This window comes from Sulfurimonas sp. ST-27 (assembly GCF_048081595.1).
Taxonomy (GTDB): Bacteria; Campylobacterota; Campylobacteria; order Campylobacterales; family Sulfurimonadaceae; genus Sulfurimonas; species Sulfurimonas hydrogeniphila.
This window is the reverse complement of the sequence record NZ_CP182226.1, coordinates 1,180,086-1,196,777: the sequence shown is the minus strand read 5'-3', so window position 1 is coordinate 1,196,777 and position 16,692 is coordinate 1,180,086. Positions and strand designations below refer to the sequence as shown.

The 16,692-nt window shown below is 37.1% G+C and carries 14 protein-coding genes, 1 tRNA gene and 1 other RNA gene; 14 read left to right on the top strand and 2 right to left on the bottom strand.

The genetic code is table 11. From position 1 onward, the window contains the following. Positions 1-2: 2 nt before the first annotated feature. On the bottom strand, positions 3-3,146 hold the full coding sequence (locus ACM66U_RS06390) for an AsmA-like C-terminal domain-containing protein (protein ID WP_418640352.1): 3,144 nt from the start codon (positions 3,144-3,146) through the stop codon (positions 3-5). On the opposite strand from ACM66U_RS06390, the gene mltG reads away from it, so the two are divergent. The 10 genes from mltG (at position 3,076) to ACM66U_RS06340 (ending at position 14,290) form a co-directional block, all read left to right on the top strand. Then, positions 3,076-4,020: an endolytic transglycosylase MltG gene (mltG, locus tag ACM66U_RS06385; protein ID WP_418640351.1), complete on the top strand. Its 945-nt coding sequence runs from the start codon at positions 3,076-3,078 to the stop codon at positions 4,018-4,020. The genes ACM66U_RS06390 and mltG overlap by 71 nt on opposite strands. Positions 4,021-4,151: 131 nt before the next feature. Further along, positions 4,152-6,329 carry an NADP-dependent isocitrate dehydrogenase gene (locus ACM66U_RS06380; RefSeq protein WP_151900267.1) on the top strand — a complete coding sequence of 726 codons (2,178 nt, stop codon included), beginning with the start codon at positions 4,152-4,154 and terminating at the stop codon, positions 6,327-6,329. Positions 6,330-6,536: 207 nt separating this feature from the next. Next, the gene (mdh, locus tag ACM66U_RS06375; RefSeq protein WP_151900268.1) at positions 6,537-7,493 is read left to right on the top strand and encodes a malate dehydrogenase; all 957 of its coding nucleotides are present in this window, start codon (positions 6,537-6,539) and stop codon (positions 7,491-7,493) included. A gap of 3 nt (positions 7,494-7,496) precedes the next feature. Continuing rightward, positions 7,497-8,888, top strand: coding sequence for a class II fumarate hydratase (fumC, locus tag ACM66U_RS06370; protein WP_151900269.1), 1,392 nt, complete (start codon positions 7,497-7,499; stop codon positions 8,886-8,888). A gap of 83 nt (positions 8,889-8,971) precedes the next feature. Beyond that, the gene (gene sucC, locus ACM66U_RS06365; protein ID WP_151900270.1) at positions 8,972-10,147 is read left to right on the top strand and encodes an ADP-forming succinate--CoA ligase subunit beta; all 1,176 of its coding nucleotides are present in this window, start codon (positions 8,972-8,974) and stop codon (positions 10,145-10,147) included. Positions 10,148-10,150: 3 nt separating this feature from the next. Continuing rightward, positions 10,151-11,026, top strand: coding sequence for a succinate--CoA ligase subunit alpha (gene sucD / locus ACM66U_RS06360; RefSeq protein WP_151900271.1), 876 nt, complete (start codon positions 10,151-10,153; stop codon positions 11,024-11,026). Positions 11,027-11,366: 340 nt separating this feature from the next. Next, the gene (locus tag ACM66U_RS06355; RefSeq protein ID WP_151900272.1) at positions 11,367-11,717 is read left to right on the top strand and encodes a 4Fe-4S binding protein; all 351 of its coding nucleotides are present in this window, start codon (positions 11,367-11,369) and stop codon (positions 11,715-11,717) included. After that, positions 11,714-12,868 carry a 2-oxoglutarate synthase subunit alpha gene (locus tag ACM66U_RS06350; RefSeq protein WP_151900273.1) on the top strand — a complete coding sequence of 385 codons (1,155 nt, stop codon included), beginning with the start codon at positions 11,714-11,716 and terminating at the stop codon, positions 12,866-12,868. The genes ACM66U_RS06355 and ACM66U_RS06350 overlap by 4 nt, the downstream gene beginning before the upstream one ends. After that, entirely contained in the window at positions 12,868-13,722 is an 855-nt protein-coding gene (locus tag ACM66U_RS06345; RefSeq protein WP_151900274.1) for a 2-oxoglutarate ferredoxin oxidoreductase subunit beta, read from the top strand. Before ACM66U_RS06350 ends, ACM66U_RS06345 begins: the two co-directional genes overlap by 1 nt. A gap of 10 nt (positions 13,723-13,732) precedes the next feature. Continuing rightward, complete coding sequence (locus ACM66U_RS06340; RefSeq protein ID WP_151900275.1) at positions 13,733-14,290, top strand: 2-oxoacid:acceptor oxidoreductase family protein; 558 nt, start codon at positions 13,733-13,735, stop codon at positions 14,288-14,290. A 96-nt stretch (positions 14,291-14,386) separates the two neighbouring features. Here ACM66U_RS06340 and ACM66U_RS06335 read toward each other — a convergent pair whose 3' ends face one another. Next, positions 14,387-15,004: a TetR/AcrR family transcriptional regulator gene (locus tag ACM66U_RS06335; protein WP_151900276.1), complete on the bottom strand. Its 618-nt coding sequence runs from the start codon at positions 15,002-15,004 to the stop codon at positions 14,387-14,389. A 174-nt stretch (positions 15,005-15,178) separates the two neighbouring features. Here ACM66U_RS06335 and rnpB point away from each other — a divergent pair. The 4 genes from rnpB (at position 15,179) to ACM66U_RS06315 (ending at position 16,620) form a co-directional block, all read left to right on the top strand. Beyond that, positions 15,179-15,505, top strand: an RNA gene (rnpB, locus tag ACM66U_RS06330) — RNase P RNA component class A. Between the two features lie 135 nt (positions 15,506-15,640). Continuing rightward, complete coding sequence (locus ACM66U_RS06325; RefSeq protein ID WP_151900277.1) at positions 15,641-15,847, top strand: hypothetical protein; 207 nt, start codon at positions 15,641-15,643, stop codon at positions 15,845-15,847. A 74-nt stretch (positions 15,848-15,921) separates the two neighbouring features. Then, positions 15,922-16,467, top strand: a complete 546-nt coding sequence (locus tag ACM66U_RS06320; RefSeq protein WP_151900278.1) for a response regulator — start codon at positions 15,922-15,924, stop codon at positions 16,465-16,467. Between the two features lie 78 nt (positions 16,468-16,545). Continuing rightward, a tRNA-Glu gene (locus ACM66U_RS06315) sits at positions 16,546-16,620 on the top strand. The last annotated feature ends 72 nt before the right edge of the window (positions 16,621-16,692 follow it).

Genomic DNA, 16,692 nt, shown 5'->3' with positions numbered 1-16,692 from the left:
TCCTAAAAGAGTTTTTGAAGCACTTTAAAAGGAAAGGTAAGTGTTCTTTTGATGATATTGAGCGGTGCTACAATAATATCTTTGGCAACCATGGTACTTATAGTAGGATCGCTGAGCTTCCCTGTAACTTTGAGTGTGGTTGATATACTTTTTCCATCAAAAATAATATAACCGACAAGTGGTACTTTTGAGAGATTACTTCCCAGATCTGTTTTTAAATTTAAAACCAAATTGATACTGTTCTTGTTGATATCCGCACTCCCTTTTCCGAGTATTGTCAATTCTTTGGATTCAAGATAAATATCTGAAATATCAAAGACACCTTTTTTTGCATGAAATTTTACATAGGCATTCTTTACATGTAAACCTTTTTTACTGTAACCAGGCAGTGAAAAAGTAACAAGAGAGGGTATTGTATTGACAAAAGCCAGGACATTATTGAGAAGTTTATAGTCAATCATTACAGTATCATGCATGTAAAAAACACCCTTGTAGTCTTCAAGTGTTCCATTCATAGAAAAGTCCAGACTCCCACCACTGAATTTAGACGGGGCAAAGAGTTTTTCCATGAATTTATCATTAAAGTTTTCTCCATAAAGATGAAAAGTATTGTTTTCAAGCTTAAATCCTGCGTTTCCTTTTTTGTGAATCAGTTGTGCTGTTAGGATATTATTGTAATATTGCAGATGCATTGTATCTGAAACAGCGTATCGGTTGTTGCCAAGATAAAGATAGGAATCTATCGCATCTGCGGAAAGCTTAAAGTTGCCTGTTTTTGCATTTGACTGTGTTGCTATTTGTTTTGCAAGTTTGACAATAGCATCTATATTCAGACCGGCATCATGTATTTTGATTGCAACATCTTTATCTATTTTAATGTGCATTTTCTTGTTTACGTTGAGATAAATTTTTTGTTTTTTTGTAATTTCTCCTCTTACAGTGTAGGTGCTGATTTCCTTGTTTTTGTTGACTAGTAAATGATAAGGATAGTGTAAAGTTGCGCTAAACTGAGTATAGGGGGCATCGCTTTTTTTATAAAAACTGATTTTTCCTTCATTGAGTTTATATTTTTGTAAAAAAAGTGATTTTTTTGCAAGAATCTCAAGAGCATTAAGTGTTAATTTCCATTGTTTTTCATTGGAAACAAAAGAAGCATCAAGTTCTCGTGAATCTATTGTAATATTTTCGCCGTCAATATATCCGCCTAGCATTATTTTATTGTTTTTATAGAGTATGGCATCTGTTTTTGGGTTTTTCAATACAAAGTCATTTAAACTTATATGTGCTTTTTTTGAATCAAAATCATAATAAGCATAGACTTTTGTACTGATATAATCACTGATTTGTAAAAATGTATGTTTTAAATATATACTTTGTTTATCAAAATTTATATAAAAATTGCTTGCTTTGTATTGCGATCCGTTAACATTGAAAAATATATCTTCCTGTGAAGAGACAGATAAAACCTTGTCGTATTGTATGTGTAACGGTGTTACTGTTTGTGTGAGTTCTATACCGCTGTACTGTAGCTTTAAGAGATCTACATCAAGATTTGTTTTAGATGCTTTGAGGTCTATTGTTCCATTGACATATCCATTTGTCATTTTCCAGACATTAAAATACGTTGCGGGTATATTTGCCTGCAGTTTTTTCAGATCAAAATCTACTGAGAGTTTCTCTAACGTAATAATTTTGTTTTTGTATTGCCATTTTGAAGAATCTATATCTATTGTGTCCTGCTTTGGATTAATACGGTAGGCTACATGCAAAGGTCCTTTTTGTGTATCAAGAGAGAGACCCTGTGTCTCTATTTTGTGAAAGTTTAAATTTATTGTTCCTTCTGATTTTTTTGCATTAAAGCTTACATATACATTCGCCGCAGCAATCTCTTTGTATTTTGCCTGCATTTTATCTATCAGCACATCATAATTATCAAGATGTATATGTGTATTGAAAATATCTATATTCAGTCCAAGGTAGTCAAAGTTTGCTTTTTTGGTATAAAAGTCTCCTTTGGCATCTACATCAATTGTATGCAGGTTGACCTCTATCGTTAAATCTGTATTGACTGTTCCTTTTCTTTGTAAAAAAGGCAGTTTTATTTTGTAGGTGTTCAATACATGTAACATGTCTTTGTTAAGCATACCTTCAAACAGCAAATGCAGTGTTAAAAGTTCTTCTTTTTTATTGAAGTCAATTTTAAGCCAGCTTTTTCCTAAATGCATGCCATACGTCAAAGCATTTTGAGGTTTTATATATAAAACACCCTTTTTAAATTCAAGGTTTGTCTGCTTGCTTTTTACAGCCTCAAGTTTTGGATTGTATGTATAGATGAGTTTTTGTGCAACTGCCTGTATATATATGTTTTTATAAGCATTTTGCAAATCACTATAATCAATAAAACCATGAAATTTTTGAATATCAAGATATTGCATTTTAATGGCAGTATATGCCCAGTATATTACTTCTTTTGGCAAATGTGCGATTTTTATAAGGTGGGAAATATCAGTTATGTGTTTGTTGCTGACAACATTGTAGATGAGTTGTTTCGCATCTGCAATTGCATAAACAGTAAGGTTTGCATCATTATGAATATCAAGGTCAATTTTTGTGTATACTTTTTGTGCCTGTGTATCAAAAATAACACTGCCTTTTATAGTGACAGCCCTTTTTTTGTCTTGAAACTTTTTTATTGAGACTGTAAGCAGATCTGTTTTTGCATAAATCTTCGATTCAAAATCAAAATCGGGAGATTGAAAAACAAAAAAGCCCTGATCACTATTCGTGTATTTAAAAGAGCCTGTGGCATTTCCAAATACTATGTTACTGACAACAAGAGAGCGAAACCAGTGTGTTGTTTGCGTAACAATTTTAAGATATTTACTGAATTCTTTAAAACTGACATTGTTCGCAGTTTTGTTTTTTTGTCTGTCAATTTTTAAGGTTTTAACAGAAACAGTAAGTCTGTCATCCCATTTGATATAAACATTTTTTGCATGAATATTTGATATAGAAACATTATCAAGATATAATCCATTTTGTAAAACTATAAACAAACCAACAAGAAGAAGAAACATGAAAGTAAAAAAAACAGCTATACTCGCGTATGTTTTCGCAATAATCTTCGTGATTGCATTATCTTTCATGTATTACCTTAATAAACCTATTTATACGCCAAAAGTCCTCTATATTCCTGCAGGCTCTATTAACAAAATTATAACACAATTGCAGTCTAAAAATTATGATGTCTGTAAAATCGATTCTTTTCTTTTACGGATGATTGGCTCCCCTCAAAGCGGATGGATAAATTTACAGACAAGGGCTAATACCAAAGCGGATTTTTTATATAAACTGACAAGATCCAAGGCAGCTTTGCAAAATGTTACACTTATTCCGGGAGAGACTACCTATATATTTTTAAATCAACTGGCAAGTAATTTGCATCTCAACAGACAAAAATTACAAAATGAATTCGACAAGTATGCTCCAATAAAAGAGGGCGTTTTTATTCCTGATACCTACAGACTTCCTTTGGGTATTACGGAAAAAGAGCTTATAAAAGTGTTACTAAACAGCTCACACAGAAAAATGAAAGAACTCTCTCTAAAGTTTTTCGGCAATTATAATGAAAAGAAATGGTTTCGATATGTAGCAATAGCTTCAATAATTCAAAAAGAATCAGCCAGTGTAAAAGAGATGCCTTTGGTGAGTTCTGTTATATACAACAGAATAAACAAAGGAATGAAACTGCAAATGGACGGAACGCTTAACTACGGAAAGTATTCGCACCAAAAGGTCACACCCTACCGAATTAAAAATGATACTACAACATACAATACATACAGACATGCAGGGCTCCCAACTGCTCCTGTTTGCAATGTAAGTATTGATGCCATACGGGCTGCGGTATTTCCGAAAAAAACCAAGTATCTCTATTTTATGAAATCCAAAAACGGAACACATGACTTTACATGTAACTATTCTACACATTTACGCAACATAAAGCGTGCTACAAAATGAAACAAAAAAGAAAGATAATGTGAACTTTTTCCTGTCAATGCCCTGTTTGTTTCTCTTAAGTGTTATTATTTAATTCGTAAAGTTCATAAATATATAATTTATGAATAAATATTAACTCAGAAGGACAGAACATGTCAAAAATTATTTGGTCAAAAATTGATGAAGCTCCGGCTTTAGCAACATATTCTTTATTGCCAATCGTAAATGCTTTTACAAAAGAAGCAGGTGTAGAAGTTGTAACTAGTGATATTTCACTTGCAGGGAGAGTTTTAGCAGCAATGGGTCTTGGAGAAGACGAGTTGTCTAAGCTTGGTGAACTTGTGCAAAAACCGGAAGCGAACATTATTAAGCTTCCAAATATTTCTGCTTCAGTTGGTCAATTAAAAGATTGTATTGCGGAACTTCAGTCTCAAGGGTATGATATTCCGAACTACCCGGAAAATCCTGCAAATGCCCAAGAGGAAGCTATCCAGGCTAAATACAGTACTTGTCTCGGTTCTGCAGTCAATCCTGTCCTTCGTGAAGGAAACTCTGACAGACGTGCAGCACATGCAGTTAAAAAATATGCACAAAAACATCCACACAGACTGAAGCCTTTTGCTGAAAACTCAAAAGCTTATGTTGCTCACATGAACGGTGACGGTGATTTTTATGCAAATGAACAGTCAGTAACTATGGACAAAGCGCAAAAAGTGACAATTGCATTAAACGGCAAAGAGTTAAAAACTATTGATGCTCTTGAGAAAGAAATTCTTGACGGTACATTTATGTCAGTGAAAAAGTTAAGAGCATTTATCCAAAAAAGTATTGATGAGGCAAAAGAGAAAGGTGTTATATGGTCTATTCACCTCAAAGCCACAATGATGAAAATCTCTGATCCGATTATGTTTGGTCATGCATTCCAGGTTTTCTTCAAAGAAGTTTTTGACAAATACGCAGATTTATTCGCTGAATTAGGTGTTAATCCAAATCTTGGTATGAGTGATTTGGAGAAAAAAATTGCCGGTCACCCAAAAGAAGCAGAAATCAAAGCTGCTTTCCAGGCAGTAGTTGATGCTGATGCACCGAGAATTGCTATGGTTGACTCTGACAAAGGGACAACAAACTTCAATGCTTCAAATGATGTAATTATTGATGCGTCTATGCCTGTTGTTGTACGTGAAGGCGGTAAGCAGTGGGACAGAACAGGTGCGGCTGATGAGTGTGTTGCTGTTATTCCTGACAGTACCTATGCAATGTTTCACCAAGAGATGGTAGCTGACTGTGTGAAAAACGGCCAATATGATGTAACTACTATGGGTAATGTTGCAAATGTCGGACTTATGGCACAAAAAGCAGAAGAGTATGGTTCTCACCCGACAACTTTTGAGCTTGAAGAAGACGGCACAGTGACAGTAACGGCTGAAGACGGTACAGAACTTATGAAATTTGAGTGTGAAAAAGGTGATATCTGGAGAATGTCCCGTGTGAAAGATATTCCGATTCAAGACTGGGTGCGTTTGGCGGTTGAACGTGCAAGAATTACAGGAAATCCTGCCGTATTCTGGTTGGATGAAGATCGTGCACATGATGCGCAGATGATTAAAAAAGTAAACAAATACTTAAATGACCATGACACGACAGGTTTGGATATTAAAATCATGGATGTTGCTTCTGCTACAAGATTCACAAACGAAAGAGTAAGAGCAGGCAAAGACACAATCTCTGTAACCGGTAATGTTCTTCGTGACCACTTGACAGATATGTACCCGATTTTAGAGCTTGGAACATCTGCAAAAATGCTTTCAATTGTTCCATTGTTAGCCGGCGGCGGTCTGTTTGAAACAGGTGCCGGCGGATCTGCTCCTAAACATGTGGATCAGTTCTTAGAGTGCGGTCACCTCAGATGGGATTCATTAGGTGAGTTTTTAGCATTGGCTGAGTCACTTAGAATGATGTACCAAAAAAGTGAAGACAGCAAAATCGGTGCATTGACAGAAGGTCTTGACAAAGCAAACGAAGGTTACCTTGACAATGATAAAGCGCCGAGCAGAAAATGCGGTGAGCCTGATAACAAAGCGTCTCATTACTGGGTAGCACGCTACTGGGCTGAGGCACTCAGTACACAGACTGCTGACACTGCTTTGGCAGAGAAGTTTACGCCGATTGCCGAAACACTTATCAAAAATGAAGAAAAAATTCTTTCCGAGCTTGCTGCTGCGGAAGGTTCTCCGAAAGATATCGGTGGGTATTTCCACCCGGATGATGCCAAAGCTGAAAAAGCAATGCGTCCGTCTGCAACATTGAATGCAATAATTGATTCAATCTAAGTTGAATTATATCGTGCGTAAGGTATACTTACGCACGGTATTCCTCTTTTTTATGTAACTCTTATTTTAACAGGTGCTATATACAAAAGATGAATGCCGTTTCATCTAAACTTTCGATGTCTGAATATACTTAAATGTTATGTGTTCGCACATATTGTTTAAGTGTACTGTACTGGTCATCATACTATTTAATATTAAGGAGCATATATGAGTCAAGGAAAAAGAGTAGGGATAGTAGGTGCTGGTAATGTTGGTGCAACAGTAGCATACTCTCTGGCAATGCTTGGATCGTGTCATGAAATTATTCTTCGTGACAATAAAATAGATGTAGCAAAAGGAAAGGCTCTCGATATGTCTCAGGCAGCTTCTGCTGTAAGAAGTCATACCGTGGTTAAAGTTGCTGAAGAGATGTCGGATCTGGTTGACTGTGATGTTGTTGTTGTAACTGCCGGCAGTCCAAGACTTCCAGGTATGAGTCGTGATGACTTATTGATGATAAATGCAAAAATTACAAAAGAAGTTATAAAAGGTATTGCAAAATACTCTCCAAATGCAGTTGTTATCATGGTTTCAAATCCGCTTGATGCGATGACATATGTAGCACTTAAAGAGAGTGGATTTGACAGAAGCCGTGTTATCGGAATGGCTGGAATCCTGGACAGTTCAAGAATGGCAGCATTTATACAGGAAAAGCTTGGTTACGGCGGAGGGCAGATTCGTGCTTCGGTTATGGGCGGACACGGAGATGACATGGTGCCGCTTCCTCGCTACTCAACTGTAGCGGGTGTACCGCTTTCTGATGTGCTGACGAATGATGAAATTGCCGAAATTGTTGACAGAACCCGCCACGGCGGTGCTGAAATTGTGGGATACCTAAAAACAGGTTCAGCTTATTATGCGCCTGCAAAATCAACAGCGATTATGGTGGATGCAATTTTAAAAGATACAAAACAGATTCACCCTTGTGCGGTATGCCTTGAAGGTGAATACGGTTACAGTGATGTAGTTTCGGGGGTTCCTGTAATGCTTGGTGCAAAGGGTGCTGAAAAAATCATTGAAGTGACACTCGATGAAAAAGAAAAAGCAATGTTTGCAAAATCCTGTAAATCAGTTCAGGATTTGATAGATACATTAAAAGAAAATAATTTTTTTGAAGGGAAATAAAGAATGAAGAGCCGTATAGAAAAAGACACCATGGGTGAAATCGAAGTACCTCAAGATGCTTATTGGGGTGCGCAGACACAAAGAAGTATTCAAAACTTTAAAATCGGTGAAGAAAAAATGCCGTATGAGATTACCCGTGCATTTTCATACCTGAAAAAAGCTGTGGCACTTGTCAATAAAGACCTGGGAAAACTCGATGCAAAAAAAGCAGATGCAATTGCGCAGGCTGCTGATGACATGCTGGCAGGAAAACTTGACGGAAACTATCCGCTTGTTGTATGGCAGACCGGTTCAGGTACGCAGTCAAATATGAACAACAATGAAGTGCTTGCAAATCGTGCTACAGAAATACTTGGCGGAGATTTTAGAAAAGAGAAACTGGTACATCCGAATGATGATGTTAACAAGTCACAGTCTTCAAATGATACATATCCGACTGCTTTACATGTAGCGGCTGTTATCGCTGTTGAAGAGAATCTTCTTCCTGCTATTGCCAAACTTAAAGCTACTTTACAGGCAAAAAGTGAAGCGTTTGCCCATATAGTGAAAATAGGCCGCACACACCTGCAGGATGCTACTCCTTTGACTCTTGGACAGGAAATAAGCGGTTGGGTTGAAATGCTGAGCAAATGTGAAAAGATGGCAAAAGACTCTCTTGAAGCAGTCAGAGAGTTGGCACTTGGCGGTACCGCAGTCGGAACAGGGCTTAACGCTCATCCCGAACTTGGTGAAAGAGTTGCTAAAAAGCTCAGTGAATTGACAGGGCATGAATTTGTGACAGCACCAAACAAATTTCACGCACTCACTTCCCATGATGCACTTGTTTTTGCTCACGGTGCGCTCAAAGCACTTGCTGCTGATATGATGAAAATAGCAAATGATGTGCGATGGTTGGCATCAGGTCCCCGTTGCGGCCTTGGTGAAATTGAAATTCCTGCAAATGAGCCTGGAAGTTCTATTATGCCGGGAAAAGTAAATCCTACACAAAGTGAAGCGGTAACAATGGTTACCTGTCAGGTTATGGGAAATGATGCAACAATAGGCTTTGCAGCAAGCCAGGGAAATTTTGAATTAAATGTTTTTAAACCTGTTATAGCATATAACTTTTTACAGTCTGTGCGTCTTTTAAGTGACTCAATCATATCATTTAATGATAATGCCGCTGTGGGAATCAAACCTGTTGAGGCAAAAATAGATCATTATTTACATGATTCATTGATGCTTGTAACAGCTTTGAACCCATATATCGGATATGAAAATGCAGCTAAAATTGCAAAAACTGCGCATGCAAACAATTCAACATTGAAAGAGACAGCTGTTGAACTCGGGCTTTTGACACCTGAACAGTTTGACGAATATGTAAAACCGGAAGAGATGATTGCACCTAAGGCTTAAAAGCCAATGCAAGCGAGGAACTAAATTCCGAGTCGTATAAGGCTTAAAAACAAGCGTCTTTCAATTTTAAACAAGGAGAATAAATGAATATACATGAATATCAGGCAAAAGAAATTTTTGCTGAGTATGGTGTTCCGACACCAAAAGGTAAAATTGCAAACTCGGTGGAAGAGGCTGTAGAAAATGCAAAAGAGTTAGGTGGACCTGTCTGGGTTGTAAAAGCACAAATACATGCAGGTGGTCGTGGACTAGGCGGTGGTGTAAAACTGGCTAAAAGTCTTGATGAAGTAAAACAGTATGCCCAGGAAATTCTTGGTATGACTTTGGTGACACACCAAACAGGGCCTGAAGGAAAACTTGTACAAAAAGTATATATAGAAGACGGTGCTGACATTAAAGACGAGCTTTATCTCTCTGTAGTACTTGACCGCGCACAGGAAATGCCGATTATCATGGCTTCTACCGAAGGCGGGATGGACATAGAAACTGTAGCAGAAAAAACTCCGGAAAAAATCATTAAAGTTACTGTTGATCCTTCTATCGGATTTCAAGGGTTTCATGGTCGTGAATTGGTTTTCGGTCTTGGGATTACAGATAAAAACGAGCAGCGTAAAATGATTGATTTTGCTTCTAAACTCTATAAGCTTTATATGGACAAAGATGCAGAGATGATCGAAATCAATCCGCTTGTAAAAACCGGTTCTGGAGACTTTATTGCACTTGACGGCAAAATGGGATTTGATGATTCGGCACTTGGGCGTCATCCTGAACTTGAAGCAATGAGAGATATTTCAGAAGAAGATCCGGATGAGCGTGAAGCTGCCCAGTATGGTCTTTCTTATATTGCGCTTGACGGTGAAATCGGTTGTATGGTAAACGGTGCAGGGCTTGCTATGGGAACAATGGATACTATTAACTATATGGGCGGAACACCTGCGAATTTCCTTGATGTCGGGGGAAGTGCAAATGCAGAAACGGTTGCAAAAGGTTTTGAAATAATTTTGAAAAATCCAAATGTTAAAGCCATTTTTGTAAATATCTTTGGCGGTATAGTCAGATGTGACCGTATCGCAAACGGTATACTTGAAGCTACAAAACTTGTAGATGTTCATGTACCGGTTATTGTTCGTCTTGATGGTACAAATGCTCCAGAAGCAGCAGAGATTCTTAAAAATGCAAATATACCAAATGTAATTCCAGCGACAGACTTGGCAGACGGTGCTGCAAAAGCTGTTGCTGCAGCAAAAGGAGAGTTATAAGATATGTCAATTTTAGTAAACAAAGATACAAAAGTAATCGTTCAGGGTTTTACCGGTAAAGAGGGTACTTTTCATGCAGAACAGTGTATTGATTACGGTACAAACATTGTCGGTGGTGTAACACCAAACAAAGGTGGTGAAACACATTTGGGTAAACCGGTTTTCAATACGGTCAAAGATGCGGTTGATGCAACCGGTGCAACTGTTTCTATGGTTTTTGTTCCGCCTGCATTTGTTGCAGATGCAGTAATGGAAGCTGCCGATGCAGGAATTGAACTTGCTGTAATCATTACAGAAGGGGCTCCGGTCAAAGATATGATGTTTGCCAAGCAATATGCTACTAAACACAATATGAAAACAATAGGGCCAAACTGTCCTGGTATTATCACTGCCGAAGAGTGTAAAATCGGAATTATGCCTGGAATGATTTTCAAAAAAGGCAATGTCGGACTCATTTCCAAATCCGGAACACTTACTTACGAAGGTGCCAACCAGGTTGTAAAAGAAGGATTTGGTATTTCTACTGCTGTTGGTATCGGCGGGGATCCGATTATCGGACTTTCATACAAGCAGATTCTGCCAATGTTTGAAGCTGATCCTGAAACAGAGGCAATTGTAATGATTGGTGAAATCGGCGGAGACCTTGAGATTCAGGCGGCAAAACTGATAAAAGAGCAGATAACAAAGCCTGTTGTCGCTTTTATTGCAGGGCAAACAGCTCCTAAAGGAAAACGTATGGGTCATGCCGGTGCGATTATTTCCGGTAGTGCAGGTACTGCAAAAGAAAAAATGGAAGCTCTTGAAGCTGCCGGTGTTAAAGTTGTTGTTTCTCCAGCAGAAATCGGAAAAGCTGTTGCTGAAGTTTTAGCAAAAAAATAATTTATTTTTATACTCTTTCACAAAAACTTTCTGAAAATATTAATTTTCCAGAAAGTTTTTTTCCTCTTTTTTTATAATTTATATCTCTTTTTAATCTTTTAAAATCTCACTGCTTGTGTGTAGATACTAAACGGTATATGGTTTTTATAATTTATACTTTAATTTTATTTTTTAAAATTTCAATATAAGTGTGTAAATACTAAACGTTATATGCTCTTTTTAGCAATAAACATCAACTTTTATAATCAAGTTGATAATGATTTGCTATACTCTTAATATGCAAACTAATATATGCAAACTAATATACATAGTTAATTTGTACTTAACAACAGGAGAATAAATGGGAACTTTTAAAACTGAAAACCCAGGAAATGAACCAGTATGGGTAAACACGAACAATTGTAAAGCGTGTGACATTTGTGTGTCTGTGTGTCCTTCCGGTGTATTAGGAATGGTATATGACCCAACATCAACACTGGGTGCAATGATATCAATTGATTATCCGGAAGATTGTATCGGGTGTAATGAATGTGAACTTACATGTCCGGATTTTGCTATTTATGTAGCAGACAGAAAAGAATTGAAAGCTGCAGGAAAAAGTTTTGCAAAACTAACTGATGAAGCGAAAAAAAGACAAGCGGAAATTGTTGCAAACAATTATATGTCTGTGAAACAAAAAGGAGCTAAATAATGAGAGAAGTTATCTCGACAGGTAATGAATTAGCTGCAAAAGCTGCAGTAGAAGCAGGAGCAAGATTTTTTGGAGGATACCCTATTACTCCATCATCTGAAGTAATGCATGAATCTTCTGATTTATTGCCAAAGGTCGGTGGTGTCTGTATTCAGATGGAGGATGAAATCGGGGGTATTTCAGCCGCTATCGGTGCATCAATGACAGGTGTTAAATCTTTTACAGCTACATCTGGTCCTGGTATCTCTTTAAAAGCGGAGCAGATTGGTCTCGCTTTTATTGCTGAAATTCCATTGGTTATCATCAATGTAATGCGTGGAGGTCCTTCTACAGGTCTTCCTACTCGTGTTTCTCAGGCAGATATCGGTCAGGCACAGTATCCTACACACGGTGACTATGCGTCTATCACTCTATGTGCAGGTTCATTAACTGAATGTTATACACAAACAGTACGTGCATTTAACCTGGCTGAAAAATATATGACTCCTGTTTTTATGCTTCTTGATGAAACAATCGGGCACATGCACGGAAAAGCTGATTTGCCGGATATTGAAGAAATTGACGCTGCTATTGTAGACCGCGAAAGATTTCATGGCAATCCGGAAGATTACAAGCCATATAAAGCTGAAATGAACAAACCTGCGGTACTTAACCCTATGTTTGAAGGGTATAAATACCACATCACAGGTTTGCATCACGGAGACGAAGGTTTTCCTACCGAAGATGCAGAGCAGTGTGAATTTAACATTGAGCGTTTAGTCGGTAAGATAAATACAGTACACTTGGAAAATGGCGGACTTGATGACCTTCCTGATTATGAAGAAGTTGATTTGGAAGATGCTGATGTTTGTATCATTGCCTATGGTTCAATTGCTCTTGGTGCTTATGAAGCTGTTAAAAAACTTCGCTCAGAAGGTATCAAAGCAGGACTGTTCAGACCAATTATGTTGTGGCCGTCTCCTATTAAAAGATTAGAAGAGATTGGAAAGAAATTTGAAAACAGAATTATGGTGACTGAACTCAATATGGGTCAGTACTCAAAAGAAATTGAACGCGTTATCAAACGTAATGATTTTACTACTTTACTCAAAGCAAACGGTCGTCCGATCGCACCGGCAGAAATGGTAGCAAAAGTTAAGGAGATGATTTAATGGCATTTAATTATGATAAATATTTACGTGTAAACAAGATGCCGACACTATGGTGTTGGGGTTGTGGTGATGGTGTTATTTTAAAAGCGACTATCCGTGCAATTGAAAAAATGGGATGGGATATGAAAGATGTTTGTATCGTATCCGGAATAGGGTGTTCTGGTCGTTTTTCTTCATATATCGACTGTAATACTGTGCATACAACACACGGTAGAACTGTTGCGTATGCTACAGGAATCAAACTTGCCAAGCCGCATGCACATGTCATCGTTGTTGCAGGTGACGGTGACGGACTTGCAATCGGAGGAAACCACACTATTCACGGCTGTAGAAGAAATATTGATTTGAATTTTATTCTAATCAATAACTTTATTTATGGTCTTACAAATTCACAGACTTCCCCGACAACTCCTCGCGGTATGTGGACTGTTTCTCAAAAGAACGGTAACATTGATCCGACTTTTGATGCCTGTAAACTGGCAATCGGAGCAGGGGCGTCTTTTGTAGCGCGTGAGTCTATGACGGACCCTAAGAAACTTGAAAAAATTCTTGTAAAAGGTTTTTCTCATAAAGGTTTCTCATTTATGGATATCTTTTCCAACTGTCACATCAACCTTGGCCGTAAAAACAAAATGGTTTCTGCAATGGATAACCTGAAATGGATTGATGAAATTACACTTCCGCTGAAAAAATGGGAAGCACTCTCTGAAGAAGAACAGCTTAACATTTTTCCAACCGGTGTTTTAAGAGAAGTTGAACAAGAAGAGTATTGCGATATGTATGCTGAAATTCAAAAAGCAGCACAAGGGCAACGTCCTAAAATCACTCAAGATGATTTTGAGAAAAAAATATAAGGGGTTATAGATGAGACATACTTTAAGATTTACTGGTGTTGGCGGACAGGGTGTTCTCCTTGCCGGTGAAATTATGGCTGCCTGTAAAATTAAAAACGGTGGATATGGACTAAAAACAGCTACTTATACTTCTCAGGTTCGTGGTGGTGCAACTGTTGTTGATATTACACTTGATGATGAAGAGATTCGTTATCCGTATGCAAATGAAGGTGAAATTGATTTCATGCTTTCTGTTGCAGATGTTTCTTATCACCAGTTCAAAAATGGTGTAAGACCTGGAAACAAGATAGTTGTTGATCCAAATCTTGTACACCCGACAGAAGAAGACAGAAAACTGTGGGATATTATTGAAATTCCTATCATTACGATTGCAAAAGAAGAGGTCGGGAATGTAATTACCCAATCTGTTGTTGCTTTGGCAATTACAAACACAATGACCGGTGTACTTCCGGAAGAGTCTTTGATTGAAACAATGCTTTCAAAAGTTCCGCCAAAAGTTCATGAGGCAAACAAAAAAGCATATGCGCTTGGAAAAGCCTATGCCTTAGATGCTATGGGAACAAAATAACTTTCAACCTTTAGCATAAAAAAGCAGTTCTTTATCAGGGACTGCTTTTTTTAAAATAAGTATTTGATATTAATTAGTATCTAATATTCTATAATATCATATTTTGATGCTTTCCCAAAAAAAATCTACATGTTTTTCAAATTGTGTCGCAAGTGAATTTGTCGAACAGGCATCAAATCTCAATAATGTAACCTGAAGTCTGATGTAAAAGAGGGTGCTGATAAACTCATAAGCAATAAGCATTGGATCGCAAGAGCGAATTAAAGAGTTTTGCATCATAATGAAAAAGCCTTCTGAGAGCAAGGCAATGTTTTTATCATGGTATTGGCTCATAAACTGTTCCCTGAGGCTTTTATTTTGCATAAGCTCAATCATGAGCAGCCTGAACATGTTTTCGTTTTTTTTGTCAAATGTCAGCATTTTATACTGCATGGTATATTTTTGTAAAAACGGTTTCCCCCTAAATGCCAATTCTTTCACTTCGTCTTCTGAAAACGAAAAGGGCGAAGAGAAGATATTTTTAGCAACTTCAAGAAATATCTCCTCCTTGTTCTTGTAGTGATTGTATAAAGCACTCTCTCTTATTCCAACTTCAGCAGCAATTTTACGCACACTGGCTCCTTTGTATCCGTAGTGTGAAAAGAGGGCGGTTGCGGCTGTAAGTATTTTCTCTTTTGTTGTGTTTTTTTTCTTTATATCCCTGTTTTCAGGCATTTAAAGCTCCTTTTTTTTTAAAAGTGAACAATTGTTCTTGCATATGCAATTATATATGAACAGTTGTTAATATCTTCTTAAATATAAGTGAACGATTGTTCTTGTTACTACATACAAGTATGAACAGATGTTCATGCTCCAACCTTTGTTTAGAATTTTTATGTATAATTCCATCAGGCATAAGAGATAGTAACTTGAACCTGTATTCAAGAGGAAAGTCCGAGCTGCTGTAAGACAGTGTTCCATTTAACTAATGGCCGTAGTAATACGAGGGAAAGTGCAACAGAAAACAAACTTCTGCCTTTTGGTAGTAAAGGTGAAAAGGCGGTGTAAGAGACCACCAGTCTCTATAGCGATATAGAGAGCTTGTAAACCCAACATGGCAGCAAGAAACAAATGGTTAGCGTCTTACAATGCTATTGTTTCGCTAGAGGCACAACGCAAGATGTGCAGTAGATTAATGCTATCACTACAAAACTCGGCTTATCTTATGCCTGAAAACCACTCTCAAGAGAGCAGATGATTTTTCAAGAGAATTTACATTATGTTAACCAATACACATATTGTTTAATATGAACTATTTCAAAGACTCTATAGAAAATAAACACTCGAATAAACTTCAGGAACAGATACACAATGGAAAGAAAAGAACAACTTATCAAAGATATACAAAACCTTCTCAACAGCTATGATGGCATACGCCCTACTTCTATTAATCCTGATTTATTACAATTTATGGATGAAAAAACTCTTATAGATACAATTGATGCTTTGTTGACACAAAAAGAAAAAAACAGTGTTTCTGATACAGAGTGGCTTGAGCAATTTAAGACAAATTCTTGAATTTGTTGATAAATGTTAGCGTTATTAACTATTTGTAGTGTATAATATAACAAATTAAAATATAGGAAAAAACAATGGGTAATTTAGATTTAATTCAATTAACAGAACAGACAAAAAAACTTACAGCTATGGTTGTAGAAGATGAAAAAGTAACGAACGAACTTTTGAGTTCTACGTTTAAAAACTTTTTTGCAAAAGTGGAATCATGTTTCGACGGTGATACGGCATTAAAAGTATATGAGCAGATGAAGCCGGATGTAGTTTTTGTCGACATTATTATGGAAGGAATGGACGGGATAGAACTTTCTCGTAAAATTCGTGAAATTAATCCAAGTCAAATCATTATAGTGATCTCTGCAAGTAACGATATGGAAAAAATTTCTGCATCAATTGAAGTGGGTGTAAACAGTTTTATTCAAAAGCCTATTGACACGAAAAAAATTATAGAGCTTTTAGGTAATGTTGTTTCTATGGTGGCTAAAAAGAAAAAAGTAGAGACAAAAACATTTTCAATCTCTCTTCCTTTGGATTTATACGAAACTGTAAACGAGAATGCAAAAGCAGAAAGTATTTCTAAAAATGCCGTCATTATCAGAGCACTTCGTAGCTTTTATGAATAATTAACGAAATATATAGATTTTATCTTTTTTTAAGGATATTGTCTATATAATTTCGGCTCAACAAAAGTTGAGCATGTTGGCCCCGTCGTCTAGCGGTTAGGATCCATGGTTTTCATCCATGTTACAGGAGTTCGATTCTCCTCGGGGTCACCAACTTTTCTTCCTTTTTCCCAATCATAAAATATCATCTATGCAACTGTCAAATACAATAATACACTCGCCTAT